Annotated in this window: 15 protein-coding genes; 13 read left to right on the plus strand and 2 right to left on the minus strand. The window is 45.0% G+C overall.

Features of this window, described 5'->3' with window-relative positions:
* The first annotated feature begins 40 nt into the window (after nucleotides 1-40).
* From potG to KHN79_RS04685, 9 genes are all read left to right on the plus strand, one after another.
* Nucleotides 41-1,183: a putrescine ABC transporter ATP-binding subunit PotG gene (gene potG / locus KHN79_RS04645; RefSeq protein WP_182008263.1), complete on the plus strand. Its 1,143-nt coding sequence runs from the start codon at nucleotides 41-43 to the stop codon at nucleotides 1,181-1,183.
* A complete protein-coding gene (gene potH, locus KHN79_RS04650; protein WP_182008262.1) occupies nucleotides 1,180-2,094 on the plus strand; it encodes a putrescine ABC transporter permease PotH in 915 nt (304 codons plus the stop codon). The genes potG and potH overlap by 4 nt, the downstream gene beginning before the upstream one ends.
* Nucleotides 2,094-2,936, plus strand: a complete 843-nt coding sequence (locus KHN79_RS04655; protein WP_182008303.1) for an ABC transporter permease subunit — start codon at nucleotides 2,094-2,096, stop codon at nucleotides 2,934-2,936. Before potH ends, KHN79_RS04655 begins: the two co-directional genes overlap by 1 nt.
* A gap of 42 nt (nucleotides 2,937-2,978) precedes the next feature.
* A complete protein-coding gene (locus KHN79_RS04660) occupies nucleotides 2,979-3,521 on the plus strand; it encodes a cupin domain-containing protein (protein WP_182008302.1) in 543 nt (180 codons plus the stop codon).
* A gap of 27 nt (nucleotides 3,522-3,548) precedes the next feature.
* Nucleotides 3,549-4,286 carry a type 1 glutamine amidotransferase gene (locus KHN79_RS04665; protein WP_211907265.1) on the plus strand — a complete coding sequence of 246 codons (738 nt, stop codon included), beginning with the start codon at nucleotides 3,549-3,551 and terminating at the stop codon, nucleotides 4,284-4,286.
* Nucleotides 4,287-4,550: 264 nt separating this feature from the next.
* Nucleotides 4,551-4,964, plus strand: a complete 414-nt coding sequence (locus tag KHN79_RS04670) for a hypothetical protein (protein WP_182008260.1) — start codon at nucleotides 4,551-4,553, stop codon at nucleotides 4,962-4,964.
* 145 nt (nucleotides 4,965-5,109) lie between these two features.
* Nucleotides 5,110-5,400, plus strand: a complete 291-nt coding sequence (locus KHN79_RS04675; protein WP_182008259.1) for a hypothetical protein — start codon at nucleotides 5,110-5,112, stop codon at nucleotides 5,398-5,400.
* Nucleotides 5,401-5,480: 80 nt separating this feature from the next.
* Nucleotides 5,481-5,723: a hypothetical protein gene (locus KHN79_RS04680; RefSeq protein WP_182008258.1), complete on the plus strand. Its 243-nt coding sequence runs from the start codon at nucleotides 5,481-5,483 to the stop codon at nucleotides 5,721-5,723.
* Nucleotides 5,724-5,940: 217 nt separating this feature from the next.
* Nucleotides 5,941-6,675 (plus strand): RNA methyltransferase, encoded by a 735-nt coding sequence (locus KHN79_RS04685; protein ID WP_182008257.1) that lies wholly within the window; start codon nucleotides 5,941-5,943, stop codon nucleotides 6,673-6,675.
* Nucleotides 6,676-6,752: 77 nt separating this feature from the next.
* On the opposite strand, the gene fdxA is transcribed toward KHN79_RS04685, so the two are convergent.
* A complete protein-coding gene (fdxA, locus tag KHN79_RS04690) occupies nucleotides 6,753-7,076 on the minus strand; it encodes a ferredoxin FdxA (RefSeq protein WP_182008256.1) in 324 nt (107 codons plus the stop codon).
* 209 nt (nucleotides 7,077-7,285) lie between these two features.
* Here fdxA and KHN79_RS04695 point away from each other — a divergent pair, with 209 nt between their 5' ends.
* The 4 genes from KHN79_RS04695 (at nucleotide 7,286) to udp (ending at nucleotide 13,157) form a co-directional block, all read left to right on the plus strand.
* Nucleotides 7,286-8,905 carry an NAD(P)/FAD-dependent oxidoreductase gene (locus KHN79_RS04695; protein ID WP_182008255.1) on the plus strand — a complete coding sequence of 540 codons (1,620 nt, stop codon included), beginning with the start codon at nucleotides 7,286-7,288 and terminating at the stop codon, nucleotides 8,903-8,905.
* A gap of 296 nt (nucleotides 8,906-9,201) precedes the next feature.
* The gene (locus KHN79_RS04700) at nucleotides 9,202-9,621 is read left to right on the plus strand and encodes a CBS domain-containing protein (protein ID WP_182008254.1); all 420 of its coding nucleotides are present in this window, start codon (nucleotides 9,202-9,204) and stop codon (nucleotides 9,619-9,621) included.
* Between the two features lie 164 nt (nucleotides 9,622-9,785).
* Nucleotides 9,786-12,089 (plus strand): zinc/cadmium/mercury/lead-transporting ATPase, encoded by a 2,304-nt coding sequence (locus KHN79_RS04705; protein WP_182008253.1) that lies wholly within the window; start codon nucleotides 9,786-9,788, stop codon nucleotides 12,087-12,089.
* Nucleotides 12,090-12,398: 309 nt separating this feature from the next.
* Entirely contained in the window at nucleotides 12,399-13,157 is a 759-nt protein-coding gene (udp, locus tag KHN79_RS04710) for a uridine phosphorylase (RefSeq protein WP_182008252.1), read from the plus strand.
* 128 nt (nucleotides 13,158-13,285) lie between these two features.
* Here udp and KHN79_RS04715 read toward each other — a convergent pair whose 3' ends face one another.
* On the minus strand, nucleotides 13,286-14,446 hold the full coding sequence (locus KHN79_RS04715) for a DUF1887 family protein (RefSeq protein ID WP_182008251.1): 1,161 nt from the start codon (nucleotides 14,444-14,446) through the stop codon (nucleotides 13,286-13,288).
* Nucleotides 14,447-14,522 lie beyond the last annotated feature (76 nt).

A 14,522-nucleotide genomic window follows, 5' to 3' on the forward strand; every position in this document is an offset into this window, starting at 1 on the left:
ACAAGGCGGCCTGAGTGCCGCCTCGTTTATGGAGAGTACTATGACAGTGATGTCGCTTTGTAATGACCTTCCTCATATGCACGTGGATTCTAATCCGCCAAAACCTTTACTTGAAATCAAAGGACTGACCAAAAGTTTTGACGGCCATGTGGCCGTAGATGGTCTGAATCTGACTATCAATCAGGGCGAACTGTTTGCACTGCTTGGCGCATCGGGCTGCGGAAAATCAACGCTGCTCAGAATGCTTGCAGGCTTCGAGCAACCGTCAGCAGGGCAGATCATCTTAGATGGTGAAGACCTAGCCGAGATACCTCCTTACCGCCGTCCGGTAAATATGATGTTTCAATCCTATGCACTTTTCCCCCACATGACTGTTGCGGACAATATTGCATTCGGTTTGAAGCAGGACGGTATGTCACGCCAGGAAATTGATGAGACCGTCAAACAGATGCTGGAACTGGTGCATATGTCTGACTATGCCAAACGCAAACCCCATCAGCTTTCCGGTGGGCAAAAACAGCGTGTTGCACTTGCACGCAGCTTAGCCAAAAAACCGAAACTGTTGCTTCTTGATGAGCCAATGGGCGCTTTAGATAAAAACTTAAGAGAAAAAATGCAGCTCGAAGTGGTAAATATCCTAGAGAGAGTGGGGGTCACATGTGTGATGGTAACTCACGATCAGGAAGAAGCCATGACGATGGCAAGCCGAATGGCGATTATGAATAAGGGACAGTTTGTTCAGATAGGTTCTCCAGAATCGATTTATGAACACCCGAACTCACAATTCTCAGCCAAATTTGTCGGCACGGTGAACATATTTGAAGGGATGGTAGAAAACAGTCAGAACGACAGCTGTATCGTGCGAAGTCAGGAACTCGAACACCCAATCTGTATTAATGAAGGTATTTCTGGTGTAACAGGCGTTCCTGTGATGATAGGGGTAAGACCAGAGAAAATGACCCTGAGCACACACACGAATCACTCCGCAAACAGCTGTACTGGGGTGGTTGAAGATATTGCCTATATGGGTAATCAGTCTATTTACCATGTACGTTTACCGTCAGGAAAACTGGTCACGGCTACCTTACAAAATACCACCCGTTTACGCAAAGACATGCCGACGTGGGAACAAAAGGTCACGCTAAGTTGGGATATGGAAAGTTGCGTGGTACTTAAAATATGATAAAAGCAGCCAAACTCGATCTCTGGCGTGTTATTCCCACGCCCAAGTGTTTATTACTTGCCGTCCCTTATGGGTGGTTATTACTGTTCTTCTTGCTCCCGTTTTTGATCGTTTTAAAGATCAGCTTTGCTGAGGCTCAAATCTCAATACCGCCATACTCTGAATTAATCAGTTATGCCGAGCAGCAACTCCAGCTGCTACTGAATTTGGGTAACTATGAATATTTGTTGGAAGACGACCTGTATGTCTCTTCCTATTTAGAATCCATACGTATTGCGCTCATTTCAACACTACTTTGTTTAATGATCGGTTTTCCTATCGCGTGGGCAATCGTGCACTCAACACCGTCAACACGTAATGTTCTGCTGATGCTCATCATTCTTCCCTCATGGACAAGTTTTCTAATTCGGGTCTATGCATGGATTGGTATCCTCAAAAACAATGGACTGCTCAATAACGTATTGTTATCTGTTGGCATTATTGATGAGCCCTTAAGGATATTACACACCGATGTCGCGGTGTATATCGGCATTGTATATACCTACCTACCTTTCATGGTCTTACCTTTGTATACCGCACTGATGCGCGTTGATTACTCGCTGATAGAAGCGGCGAGTGATTTGGGGGCTAAACCAGTAACCACGCTATTTAGCGTATTAGTTCCTTTAACTCGTGCGGGTATTATCGCCGGTTCCATGTTGGTGTTTATTCCTGCGGTTGGGGAATTTGTTATTCCTGAATTGCTTGGGGGACCAGACTCAATACTCATCGGCAAAGTATTATGGCAGGAGTTTTTTAATAACCGGGATTGGCCTGTTGCCTCGGCGGTTGCCACAACAATGCTACTTATCCTGATGGTGCCGATTCTTTGGTTCCACCGCTATCAAAAGCGTGAGTTGGAGGCGCAGTGATGAACGATATTCCGGTTTACAACAACAAATGGAAATGGATGATTTTAGGCTTGGGTTTTGCTTTTCTTTACTTGCCTATTCTAATCCTGATTATCTACTCGTTTAATGAAAATCGCCTGGTTACCGTCTGGTCTGGATTCTCGTTCAAGTGGTACTCAGAGTTATTTGAAGACGATTTACTCATGGGCGGAGTCAAGCTGAGTCTGTTAATCGGGTTTCTCTCTGCCAGTGCCGCTGTGGTGCTTGGGACTATAGCAGCGTTTGTTCTTAATCGCTTCGGTAAGTTCAGGGGAGAAACCGGCTTCGCATTTATGATTACCGCGCCGTTGGTGATGCCCGAGGTAATTACAGGCCTGTCTTTGCTGCTACTCTTTATAGCAATGGGGCAAGTCTTTGATCTGTTTAACCAGCGGGGAATGATGACGATTTGGATCGCACATGTCACGTTTTGTACCGCTTACGTTACAGTGGTAGTGAGTTCCAGATTACAAGAAGTTGATCGCTCAATCGAAGAGGCTGCCATGGACTTAGGTGCACCGCCTTGGAAAGTGTTTCTTCAGATTACCTTGCCAACGATTGCTCCCGCGATTGTTGCAGGGTGGCTATTGGCGTTTACCTTGTCGCTTGACGATTTGGTGATTGCGAGTTTCGTTTCCGGTCCGAGTGCGACAACACTGCCAATGGTGGTATTTTCCAGTGTCAGGTTAGGTGTGAGTCCTAAAATTAATGCCCTCGCAACGCTGATTATTCTGGGGGTATCCTGTGCAACCTTTATTGCATGGTGGGTACTTGCTAAAGCGGAGAAGCGGCGATTACAAGAGATCAAGATGAGCCAGCAGTAGTGGCTTATTTTCCTCACTCAGGAGAGATACATGGATAGAGACATGGATGTAGGTAAGCAACTTAAAACGATCCGCACCATGCGCGGTTTATCGCAAAGAGAACTGGCTAAGAGAAGCGGCGTGACGAACTCCATGATCTCTCAAATTGAACAGAACCTTGTTAATCCTTCAGTTGGTTCTCTGAAAAAGATACTTGATGCTATTCCTATCTCAATGGGCGAGTTTTTTACCCTGGATGTGGAAGCGAAAGACGACATCTTTTTTAGTCCAGAACAAATGGCGGATTTAGGTGACGGGAAAATTAGTCTGATGTTGGTGGGGGCGAAACGAGATGGCCGTAAACTCGCCATACTGCGTGAGATCTACCCGCCGGGGGCAGATACCGGTACCGATTTTATGCAGCACGAAGGTGAGGAAGGCGGGGTTGTTATCCGCGGCGAAATCGAAATCACGGTGGGTAGCCGGACGCAAGTTCTTAAAGCCGGAGACTCTTACTACTTTGAAACGCGTAAGCCGCATCGGTTTCGTAATAAGGGAAAAGTAGAATGCGAGCTGATTAGTGCTGCAACGCCGCCAACATTTTAGATTTTTCAGGGATGAAAGAGGTGAATCATGAAAATTGGGATAATAACGTGCGGGTATGTAGACCCGCCTTTGTCGGATAGCTATGGTCAATATGTCGATATGATTGAAAGCGCCTTTGCCAGTGTGAATGCGGCGATGGTGTTTCAAAACTATGATGCGATAAAAGGTGAGTTACCTGGCCTCGATGAGTGTCATGGATTTATTCTTACCGGCAGCGTACACAATGCTTATGATGATTATCCTTGGATTCTTGCGTTGGCTGACTGGATTCGCAGTTGTGAGGCCAGAAGAAAACCACTGGTCGGGATCTGTTTTGGCCATCAGATTATTGCTAGAGCTTTGGGGGGAGTGGTTGAAAAATCTCACAAAGGTTGGGGGCTGGGTAGTTACGAGGTCAAGTTTAGTGCGCTTAAAAAATGGATGAACCTAGCCATTGATAATGCGCGTATGCTGGTGAGCCATCAGGATCAGGTCGTGGTGGTCCCAAGACAGATGCGCGTTATCGCCGGAAATGATTTTTGTCCTAACTTTATGTTAGTCAAAGACAATCACATTCTAACGGTGCAAGGTCATCCCGAGTTCAGTCCCGAGTTTACAGAGAAACTGGTAAGAAAACGTCAACACTTGCTTTCTCAAGAACAGTATGAAAATGCACTTGTTGAACTCAAAAAGTCCAATGATTCAGCACTATTTTTGCACTGGATAGACGCTTTTTTTTACTCGCGATCAGCAAAGAATCGCTTCTCATATGCTGCAAAAATCTGAGTATTAAAGGGCTGCTTTTTCTAAGAAGATTGCCATAGAACCAGCAGACTCGCACTCGATGTGTTGGTGCGAGTTTGTCCTGCCAGAAGTTATATGAAGTATTCCATAAATTACCCTACCTGAAATTACGAGCCATATCGTAATCCTTTACATCTGATCGATAACTCATTGATTATAAATTGAAGTACTGTAAGTGACGCATCATTATAAGAGGATGAAAGCAGCTTTTAGCCTTCTAGTCAGCGTTAAATTTATGGAGGATAAATGGGACTAGTAATCGGGCCAGTAGTGATTTTTTGGATCGTTTCTTTCTTTTACACTTGGCGTATGGGATACGTTTTGTTTACAGGTAAGGAATTCTTCCCCTATATACTTCCCGTGATCGTCATTGCGTTTGTTGGTGCATCAATATATGTCTTAGGCGGTTTGTTTACGTTTATAGGTCGCCGTGAGCTTTGGGGGCTTGATATTCCTTTGTTCTTTCTTTTGAATAAGTATGCGTTCATTGTATTTGTTCTCTCTATGCTAAGTTACTTTTTTGGAGGCAGTGTCTTTAGTGGGGACATATCAAAGGCAGTCATTTTTATTCTTGCATTTTCCATATCATTGGGAAGTTTAGTAGGGTGTTTTAGCTCTAATGCATTTATGCAAAAGTACAATATATCTGAGACGTACTAATAACGCTTTAAGACAAATTCGCAACGCGTAGCCTTTTAGGTTTGAATCAGTATTAGTATTTTCGGCACATTGGTTTAGGTCAGTGGTCGCGTTATTCAACACTTAACTCAGCGTTAAATTGGCAAATGAAACTGGGAGTTTAGAAATGGGTTTTCTGTTATCAACGTTAGCGTTAATTGGAGCAGGTGCATTTTACTACTTTACTCTATATTCAAAGCCGCAAGATGATGATTGGCACAAACTGCCGTCGCTTTCAGAGTATTTAGACAAACATCCAGAATGTAAAACAGAAGATCCCGAAAGTGCAAAGTGCTATAGCTGCGGTTCAGACAAGGTGATTTTCCAACCTTTGACCAGTCATGAAGACCCGAGATATAAGCATATTTGTTTATCTTGCAAAAAGATCTTATTTAAAAGTAAAGCGATAATGTCTTAGTTAATACCAATATGACCAAAGCGTTAATAGTGATTCGCAACGCGTGGCATTTCATGGTGTGATAGATTCTTGGGGGTAGGATGAATATTAGATTTTGTGAAAAATGCGGAAAGAACACGGAGCATAAGGAGGCGATGAGACAAAAGCCTTCCAAATACGGTAAATCTAAAAAGGAGCAGTTCAAAGCATTTTTAGATGGTTTCTTTAGTGGTTCTGCCGCCTCTTTGCCTGCTGGTGCCTCTTTGGAATTAACCGACAGGTACATCATTTGTACTAGCTGCGGTAAAGAAACCCTAGAGAATCACGGAGAAGAATTTCAGTAAATTCTTATCACAGGGCAATATAAATATCACCGTTATCCAAAAACTGCTCTTGGCTGAACTGTTTGCAATAGTAGGCTTAAAGCCTGTTGCTAACAGATACCGCTAAATTTGTTTTTATCTTCCTTCTTACCTCAGCGTCTCTTTAGCTGTACACCTCTTTACTCTATAATCCCTCTGTTTTCTTCGGTACTTAACTATTTTCTCCCGGGATATTTTCATGATTTCAAAAAACCAACTAAAACTGCTTCGTGCTTTGGGTCAAAAGAAGCAGCGTAAAGCGCACGGCTTATTTCTGGTTCAGGGTGAAAAGAACGTTCTGGAGCTGGCAAGCAGCTCATTAGTTGTAAAGCAAATCTTCGCTACGGCTGATTTTCTTGCGAACCATCGTCAGGAGCTGAGTGGTTTTGAGTGCATTGAGGCTTCTCTTGATGACCTAACCAAAGCAAGTACGCTGGTCAGTAACAATGCCGCCATTGCAGTAGTGGAAATTCCAGATGTGAAGGTACCTCAAGCAAAAGGTCTGATGATTGCGCTTGATGGTGTCTCTGACCCCGGTAACTTAGGCACTATCATTCGCGTAGCGGATTGGTACGGTATCAAACATATTATCGCGAGCACGGATTGCGCTGATCCGTACAACCCTAAAACCATCAGTGCAACAATGGGCAGCTTTGGCCGCGTTCAGGTTAGCCTTGTCGATTTACCAAGCTATCTGGAACAAGCAAACTTACCGGTTTACGGCGCGTTTCTGGAAGGGGAGAGCGTGCATAAAAAGGCATTTTCTGCCGACGGGATTTTGCTGATGGGTAGTGAATCTCACGGGGTGCGTGAAGAAGCGTCGAAGTTTGTGACGGATAAAATCACTATTCCGGCGTTCGGCGGTGCGGAGTCGCTTAACGTTGCTATGGCGACAGGCATTATCTTAGACAATATGCGTCGTCAGCACAGCTGATTCAACAGACCCTAGAAATTGGATACAAAAAAAGCGTAATGACTGCCGTTATTACGCTTTTTTTCGCAAGCTGATTTTTACTTTTCAAGCATATAGAGTTTGTTTGGCACACCGTTCCACTTCTCGGCTTCTTCCATCGCTGGTTTTACTTCGATCTGTACTGGCCAAATTTCAGCAAGCTCTGCGTTCAGCTCTATGTAGATATGTTGTTCTTCAGGTACTTCATCTTCCTGAAAAATCGCGTGAGCGTCACACTCGTCGACACACAAGCCGCAGTCGATACACTCTATTGGATTGATTACCATGAAGTTCGGCCCTTCATGAAAGGCATCAGCCGGACACACCGCGACACAGTCAGTGTATTTACATTGGATACAGTTATCGGTTACGACAAACGCCATGATAATCAGCTCTTAAGTTAGTCAAAATGAAGGAATGGGGGATAATACTCATCCCAAGGTAAAATTCAACATTCCCTAAGCTAAATCGATCGACTCGCTTTGATTTAGTATGACAGACAATTCAAATTCTCGTAAAATGCGCGCCATTGTGAGCTTACCCTGCATTTAGCATGGTTTTGGCTAAGACACCTACTACCCGAGACATCGATATGATTCGTATTAATGAAATTAGACTTCCTCTTGATCACGAGGAAGAAGCGCTATTAGACGCGATCACTGCAAAGCTTGGCATTCCTGCTGAGAAAGTTATCTCCTTTAACGTCTTTAGACGCGGCTACGATGCTCGAAAGAAAACCAACATCCAGCTTATTTATTCGCTTGATATTATTGTGGGAGGCGATGAAGAAGCACTATTACACCAGTTCGCGAAAGATCCGCATGTTCGCCAAACTCCGGATATGGAGTACAAGTTTGTAGCGAAAGCGCCTGAAAATCTGCAAGAGCGTCCGGTTGTTATCGGTTTTGGTCCTTGTGGTCTGTTCGCAGGTCTTGTTCTAGCTCAAATGGGATTTAACCCGATTATTGTTGAGCGCGGTAAGGAAGTGCGTGAACGTACCAAAGATACGTTCGGCTTCTGGCGTAAGCGTGCGCTAAACACAGAATCAAATGTACAGTTTGGTGAGGGCGGCGCGGGTACTTTCTCAGACGGTAAACTATACAGCCAGGTAAAAGATCCAAACTTCTACGGCCGAAAAGTGATCACCGAATTTGTCGCAGCTGGTGCGCCGGAAGAAATTCTGTACGTAAGTAAACCGCACATCGGTACGTTTAAACTGGTTACGATGATCGAGAAAATGCGTGCGAAAATCATCGAACTGGGCGGTGAAATACGCTTTAGCACACGTGTTGATGATCTTCATATGGAAGATGGTCAGATCACGGGTGTGACGCTTTCTAATGGTGAAGAGATCAAATCCCGCCACATTGTTCTAGCCGTTGGCCACAGTGCGCGTGACACATTTGAAATGCTGCATGAGCGCGGTGTTTACATGGAAGCAAAACCATTCTCGGTAGGTTTCCGTATTGAACACAAACAATCAATGATCGACGAAGCGCGTTTCGGTCCAAATGCTGGCCATCCTATTCTGGGTGCGGCGGATTACAAACTCGTACACCACTGTAAGAACGGCCGCACGGTATACAGCTTCTGTATGTGCCCGGGTGGCACAGTGGTTGCGGCTACCTCAGAAGAGGGCCGCGTAGTAACGAACGGCATGAGCCAATACTCTCGTTCAGAGCGAAACGCAAACAGCGCGATTGTGGTAGGCATCTCTCCAGAAACAGATTATCCGGGCGATCCGCTTGCTGGTATTCGATTCCAGCGTGAGTTGGAATCGGGCGCTTATAAGTTAGGTGGCGAGACTTACGATGCCCCTGCTCAAAAGATTGGTGATTTCCTTAAAGGTCGCGATCCAAGTGAACTAGGCGATGTTGAACCGTCATTTACACCGGGCATTAAGCTGACTGATCTGTCGAAAGCACTGCCTCCATTTGCAGTTGAAGCTATTCGCGAAGCGATTCCTGCATTTGACCGTAAAATCAAAGGATTCGCGTCAGACGATGGTCTCTTAACTGGTGTAGAAACTCGTACCTCATCACCTGTTTGCATTAAACGTGGTAAAGACTTCCAGAGTATTAACTTGAAGGGCTTCTACCCAGCGGGTGAAGGGGCTGGTTATGCTGGTGGTATTTTATCTGCCGGTATCGACGGTATCAAAGTCGCTGAAGCGGTAGCTCGTGATATTGTGGCAGCAATGGAAAACGCATAATCAAAATTTGAATCAGATCAAGCCAGCCAGTGTTACTGACTGGCTTTTTTTGTATTTAAACCAAGCTCAGCTTTTTTGCTGTAACTAATCATACGGACTTAGCCAGTGTAAAAATTATTGCTCTTAAGTTATATAAATATGCAGTTAAGGGTGCTTTTGCACTTGTGAAAATTAAAGTGGATGAAGATCAATAGACTAAGGCTATGAAATAAATTGCTACTTTCCATTTAGTAAAATCAAAAAATTAGACGACACTTATCTTACAGCGGCAAGAAAATGCAGCTAAGGAGATAAGAATGCATTCATTAAAAGTAAAAGATTACATGACCTTGCAAGCAGTGACCTTCACCAAAGACATGTCACTCACGGCAGCTTTAAACAAGGTAATGCAGAGTGTGAACCTCGGTGGTCCGGTACTTGATGAAAATAAAAAGGTAATAGGGTTCTTATCAGAACAAGACTTGTTAGATAAGTTGGTGAAAGCGAGTTATCACTGTCAGGATACGCACACGGTTCAGGAATGCATGCATGACGATGTGCTTTCGGTATCACCCGAAATGTCTATTATTGAGTTGGCAGATATGATGAAAGTCGGTAAGCCAAAAGTTTACCCGGTTGTGGATGACAGAGAGAAGCTGGTCGGCATTATTACAAGGCGTGACGTACTAAGAGCTATTGGTGTCACACTAAATGAGTGCTTTATGCATCCGGTATAAAGATCGTTTAACAATCCTCACAACAGAAAGGCGCATTGGCGTCTTTTTGTTTTTTACACAGTCAAGATGAAAAAACATTCATAATCAACTTGACCTTGGAGCTGACTCCAAGGTTTATCCTTGTGGTTAGACGAACAGATTATTACCAATAAGGAGTGTGGCTTATGTGTATAAAACATCCGGGTTGCCAATCAGGCAAAATCAAATCTGCGGTGTCGATGGGTAGAATTGACTCTTGCTGCGCACCAACTAAACCAGTCTCTGACATTACTCAAGCGAGTGTAGATTCAACAGAAGGTACCTGTTGCAGTGGCGGTGGTTGTGGCACGAACCCAACCGAAGAAGAAGCCCCCGCAAGGGCGTATGTTTCCTCTGTTCGCAACAGTTGGATGGTTTCCGACATGGACTGTCCTTCATGTGCATTAAAACTCGAAAAAGCGATTACCAGCTTAGATGGAGTGAGTAACGCCAAAGTGTTGTTTGCCACTGAGAAGCTGGTGGTGGATTTTAATGTTCATTCACTTGCCTCTGTTATTGAGCAGACCGCCCGTCAGACAGGTTTTCCTCTTTCATCTCTGGATAAATCAAATAAGAAAAATGAAGCCAAAGGATGGATTACTCTTGTAACTGATAATCTGCACATCCTCTCCATCGCTGGCTCTATGTTGGTTGCGGCTACTATCTCTGATATTAACCCGCAACTTAGCGCCTGGATATTTACCTTAACCTGTTTGATCGGCCTGTTTCCCATCGCGCGAAAAGCCCTCAAACTGGCGAAAGGAGGAACACCGTTTGCGATTGAAACTTTGATGAGTGTGGCAGCGTTAGGTGCATTGTATTTAGGAGAAACCGCTGAAGCGGCCATGGTGTTATTGCTTTTCCTTATTGGTGAAAAGTTAGAGGCATACGCATCATCTCGAGCACGAAGCGGTATTCAGGCTCTGATGGAATTGGTTCCAGAGAACGCGAAACTAGTTGAAGGTGGTGTGCGAAAAGAAGTGCCGGCATTACAGCTACAGCCAGGTGATGTTATTGAAGTTGCTCCAGGCGAGCGATTACCTGCCGACGGCGTGCTGATGAACTCACTGGCTAGTTTTGATGAAAGTGCGTTAACCGGTGAATCCGTTCCCGTAGAACACGACGAGGGCGGCAAACTAATGGCAGGTGTTGTCGTCGTCGATAAAGTGGTTCAAGTACAAGTGACGTCTCGACAGGGCGACAACGCGATAGATAGAATTCTGCATTTGATCGAGGAAGCCGAGTCACGCAAAGCTCCGCTTGAACGTTTTTTGGATAAGTTCAGCCGCTGGTACACACCATTTATGATGCTGATTTCGCTGTCTGTGGTTGTCCTTCCTCCCTTAATGTTCGCTCAACCATGGGAGACGTGGGTTTACCGAGGTTTAGCGTTACTACTGATTGCATGTCCATGTGCTCTGGTTATCTCAACGCCTGCTGCGATTACCTCGGGATTAGCGGCTGCAGCACGTCGCGGAGCGCTAATTAAAGGTGGGGCGGCATTAGAGCTACTAGGTAAAGTAGAGTCTGTCGCTTTTGACAAAACCGGTACGCTTACTCAAGGCAAGCCGCAAGTCACCGATGTAGTGGCATTCGGAGTAGCGGAAGAAGAGCTTCTTAGTTTGACAGCTTCAGTTGAATCGGGGTCGAGCCACCCACTAGCAATATCGTTGGTAAGTAAAGCCAAAGAGTTAGGTATCACTATTCATGAAGCCAGTGAAAAAACAGCTCTGGTTGGCTCCGGTTTATCGGGGATGGTCGATGATCGGTTGGTTCAGGTTGTTGCGCCTTCAAAAGCGAATTTTCAACTTTCTCAGTCGCTTGAAGAGCAGGTTAATCATTTAGAAGGCTCAGGTAAAACCCTTGCTGTTGTCCTAATGGACGAAGAGATCATTGGTTTGATCGCGTGGCAGGACATGTTGCGTCAAGATTCGTATGATGCGGTACAAGCACTGAAAGCGTTGGGGATCTCTTCGGTGATGCTGACCGGAGATAACCCGCGCAGTGCAGAAGCGGTCGCGAATCAAATCGGGATAGATTATCGGGCCAGTTTGTTACCCGCAGATAAAGTACGCTACGTCGAAGCATTGTCTAAGAAGCATACTGTTGCAATGCTCGGGGATGGTATTAATGATGCACCCGCGATGAAAGCATCCAGTATCGGTATTGCAATGGGAGGAGGAACCGACGTTGCCCTTGAAGCCGCAGATGCTGCACTGACTCATAACCGGTTGTCAGAGCTGCCTGTTATGATCGAATTGTCACGGGCAACAATGAATAATATTCGGCAGAACGTAGCGCTAGCTCTAGGCCTTAAAGGTGTGTTTCTTGTGACTAGTCTGTTGGGTATTACCGGGTTATGGGTGGCTGTGTTAGCTGACAGCGGGGCGACGGCTCTAGTGACACTTAATGCGTTAAGGCTGTTACGTTTTAAGTCAAAACAAATATAGTAATGAAACAAAGTTGCACTATATTTAACCCGAGATATTCAAGTATCTCGGTTTTTTATATTCAATGCTCAACATTTTCCAACTCAATGTTACAAAGGTTATATCCTGCCTTGTCATATGCAATATGATTAAAACATGGTTCGTTATGTGATGTGGATCTGCTTTATGTGAAAGTGTTGTTTGTTTGCATTTAATTTGCGTGACATTGGTCACTATATATCTTCTTAAGGTTCGTTACAGTGCGTTTGTACCCAACCACTGATTAATGAGCTTATTGTTGAAAAAATAAGCCATAACAAGGAGCGACTTATGTCTCAAGCTGTATTCCATCTAGGTGTTACTGAAGCTGATCTTAATGGTGCGACTCTAGCCATCATTCCTGGTGATCCTGCACGTGTTCAAAAAATCGCGGAGCAAATGGAGAACCCAGTATTCCTTACTAGTCAACGCGAATACACGCTATACCGAGCAGAGCTAGATGGTAAGCCAGTTGTGGTTTGCTCAACAGGTATCGGTGGCCCATCTACTTCTATCGCAGTTGAAGAGCTGGCACAGCTTGGTGTGCGCACATTCCTGCGAGTTGGTACTACTGGTGCAATCCAGCCGCACGTAAATGTTGGTGACATGATCGTGACGACAGGTTCCGTTCGTCTGGACGGTGCAAGTCTGCACTTTGCACCAATGGAATTCCCAGCAGTTGCTGACTTTGAAGTTGCTACAGCAATGAAAGCGGCAGTAGAAGAGTCGGGTGCTACGGTTCATATGGGTGTGACAGCTTCAAGTGACACTTTCTACCCGGGTCAGGAGCGTTACGATACGTTCACAGGCCGCGTAGTTAAACGCTTCCAGGGCTCAATGCAGGAGTGGCAGGACATGGGCGTTCTGAACTTCGAAATGGAGTCAGCAACTCTTCTGACAATGTGTGCAAGCTCAGGTCTTAAAGCTGGTTGTGTAGCGGGCGTTATTATTAACCGTACACAAAAAGAGATCCCGGATCATTCAACTCTGAAAGAGACAGAAGCTCGCTCAATTAAAGTGGTTGTAGAAGCAGCGCGTAAAATGCTTTAATTCTTCTGTTGTTGACGGAAAAGTTTAGAAAAGCCAGAGGTTATCCTCTGGCTTTTTTCATGTTTATTTGATGCATACCCATACAATAAAAAAGCAGCGATTATGCTGCTTTTATGTGTCTGACTCGATTAAACTTCGTCTGAACCGCCCGCGGCTTCAAACCAGGCCGTCAGGTGCGTTTTAAGATCTTTTAGTTCATCAGGGCCAATCAGTGCTAAGCCCAGATCTTCTGCACGCGTAATGTCGTTGTGGCGCAGAGGACGGAAGCTGACCAGCATAGCTCTTGCTTGCAGGCCGCCTAACAGGTCACGCAGCGATTCCAGCTTGTACAGTGTATCGTCACCGTCATCACGCATGCCTTTCGTTTTACACTCAATGATGTGCAATTTGTTATTTACGACTGTTGCGACATCCAGCTCATTACGAACTTCACTTTCTCCAAGCTTACGGTAAACCTGAACGTTCAGAGAGCGATCCTGGATTGTAGGCATGGTGTCCTGGATTTGTTTCACAGTACTGTTAACAAGGGTTTCCAGCCACTCACCGTTAGAGAAACGACGTGCATCTTCGTTGGCAAAGGTCAGAATACCATCTTCATACGTCGCAATTTCTGCTTCCACAAGGTCTGTCAGTAGCATGTTCAGCTCACGATAACCTTGTTGTTTTTCTGATAGTTCAACATCCAGCTTTTGTTCCTTACGACACGTTGTCGCAAGGTAATTAAGTGTTGCCAGACCTGGGCCAAGCTCAAGCGCATTTGATGCCCAGCGCTCTCCTAGCTCGTACAGCTTTTTGTCAAGAAGTGGCGGCAAATCCACATCCTGGAACTCACCCCGAGCACCAAAAATGTTCAGATAGTCAGCAATTGTAATGTGGTCTTCTACCTGGGTGTCTTCTTTACCGTCAGGGTACAGCCAGCATAGCTTGTCACTATTTGGCTCAACCACAAAGATTGGCCAGTGATAGGTGCGAAATACCTCATAGACAGAAAGCAAGCGGTGGCGAAGACCACAACTGGCATTGAGCTTTACGCTTTCCCCGCGATCGTGAAGGTCTTTTGCCAGTGTCTGGATAGACTGTTTAATCAAAGAAGTATTGACTACGGAAGGGATTTCAAAAAATTCGGAGGTGATCTCTCTCTGAGCTAACACATCACTCAGACGATTGAATACATCCTTCTGGTTAGAATCACCAATAAAGACAATGTGCGAGCTTAGTGTGCGATTATCCAACAGAGGGGTAATCAGTCTCACTGGGTCTTGGTCAATAATGCCAACATGAACAGCCATAGATTTTCCTTATTATGTGGCCGCTCGAAAAAAGTCATGCAAGGGGATGAGTCAGCCATAATAACCATATGTAGAC

Origin of the sequence: Vibrio sp. B1FLJ16 (assembly GCF_905175385.1) — a bacterium.
Classification (GTDB): Bacteria; Pseudomonadota; Gammaproteobacteria; order Enterobacterales; family Vibrionaceae; genus Vibrio.

What these genes read in the sequence shown, in the direction of transcription:
- KHN79_RS04675 (WP_182008259.1), top strand. Translation starts at nt 5,110, where the DNA reads ATGGGTTTTCTGTTATCAACGTTAGCGTTAATTGGAGCAGGTGCATTT.
- potG (WP_182008263.1), top strand. Translation starts at nt 41, where the DNA reads ATGACAGTGATGTCGCTTTGTAATGACCTTCCTCATATGCACGTGGAT.
- KHN79_RS04660 (WP_182008302.1), top strand. Translation starts at nt 2,979, where the DNA reads ATGGATGTAGGTAAGCAACTTAAAACGATCCGCACCATGCGCGGTTTA.
- KHN79_RS04665 (WP_211907265.1), top strand. Translation starts at nt 3,549, where the DNA reads ATGAAAATTGGGATAATAACGTGCGGGTATGTAGACCCGCCTTTGTCG.
- udp (WP_182008252.1), top strand. Translation starts at nt 12,399, where the DNA reads ATGTCTCAAGCTGTATTCCATCTAGGTGTTACTGAAGCTGATCTTAAT.
- KHN79_RS04680 (WP_182008258.1), top strand. Translation starts at nt 5,481, where the DNA reads ATGAATATTAGATTTTGTGAAAAATGCGGAAAGAACACGGAGCATAAG.
- KHN79_RS04705 (WP_182008253.1), top strand. Translation starts at nt 9,786, where the DNA reads ATGTGTATAAAACATCCGGGTTGCCAATCAGGCAAAATCAAATCTGCG.
- KHN79_RS04700 (WP_182008254.1), top strand. Translation starts at nt 9,202, where the DNA reads ATGCATTCATTAAAAGTAAAAGATTACATGACCTTGCAAGCAGTGACC.
- KHN79_RS04670 (WP_182008260.1), top strand. Translation starts at nt 4,551, where the DNA reads ATGGGACTAGTAATCGGGCCAGTAGTGATTTTTTGGATCGTTTCTTTC.
- KHN79_RS04715 (WP_182008251.1), bottom strand. Translation starts at nt 14,446, where the DNA reads ATGGCTGTTCATGTTGGCATTATTGACCAAGACCCAGTGAGACTGATT.
- KHN79_RS04685 (WP_182008257.1), top strand. Translation starts at nt 5,941, where the DNA reads ATGATTTCAAAAAACCAACTAAAACTGCTTCGTGCTTTGGGTCAAAAG.
- potH (WP_182008262.1), top strand. Translation starts at nt 1,180, where the DNA reads ATGATAAAAGCAGCCAAACTCGATCTCTGGCGTGTTATTCCCACGCCC.
- KHN79_RS04655 (WP_182008303.1), top strand. Translation starts at nt 2,094, where the DNA reads ATGAACGATATTCCGGTTTACAACAACAAATGGAAATGGATGATTTTA.
- fdxA (WP_182008256.1), bottom strand. Translation starts at nt 7,076, where the DNA reads ATGGCGTTTGTCGTAACCGATAACTGTATCCAATGTAAATACACTGAC.
- KHN79_RS04695 (WP_182008255.1), top strand. Translation starts at nt 7,286, where the DNA reads ATGATTCGTATTAATGAAATTAGACTTCCTCTTGATCACGAGGAAGAA.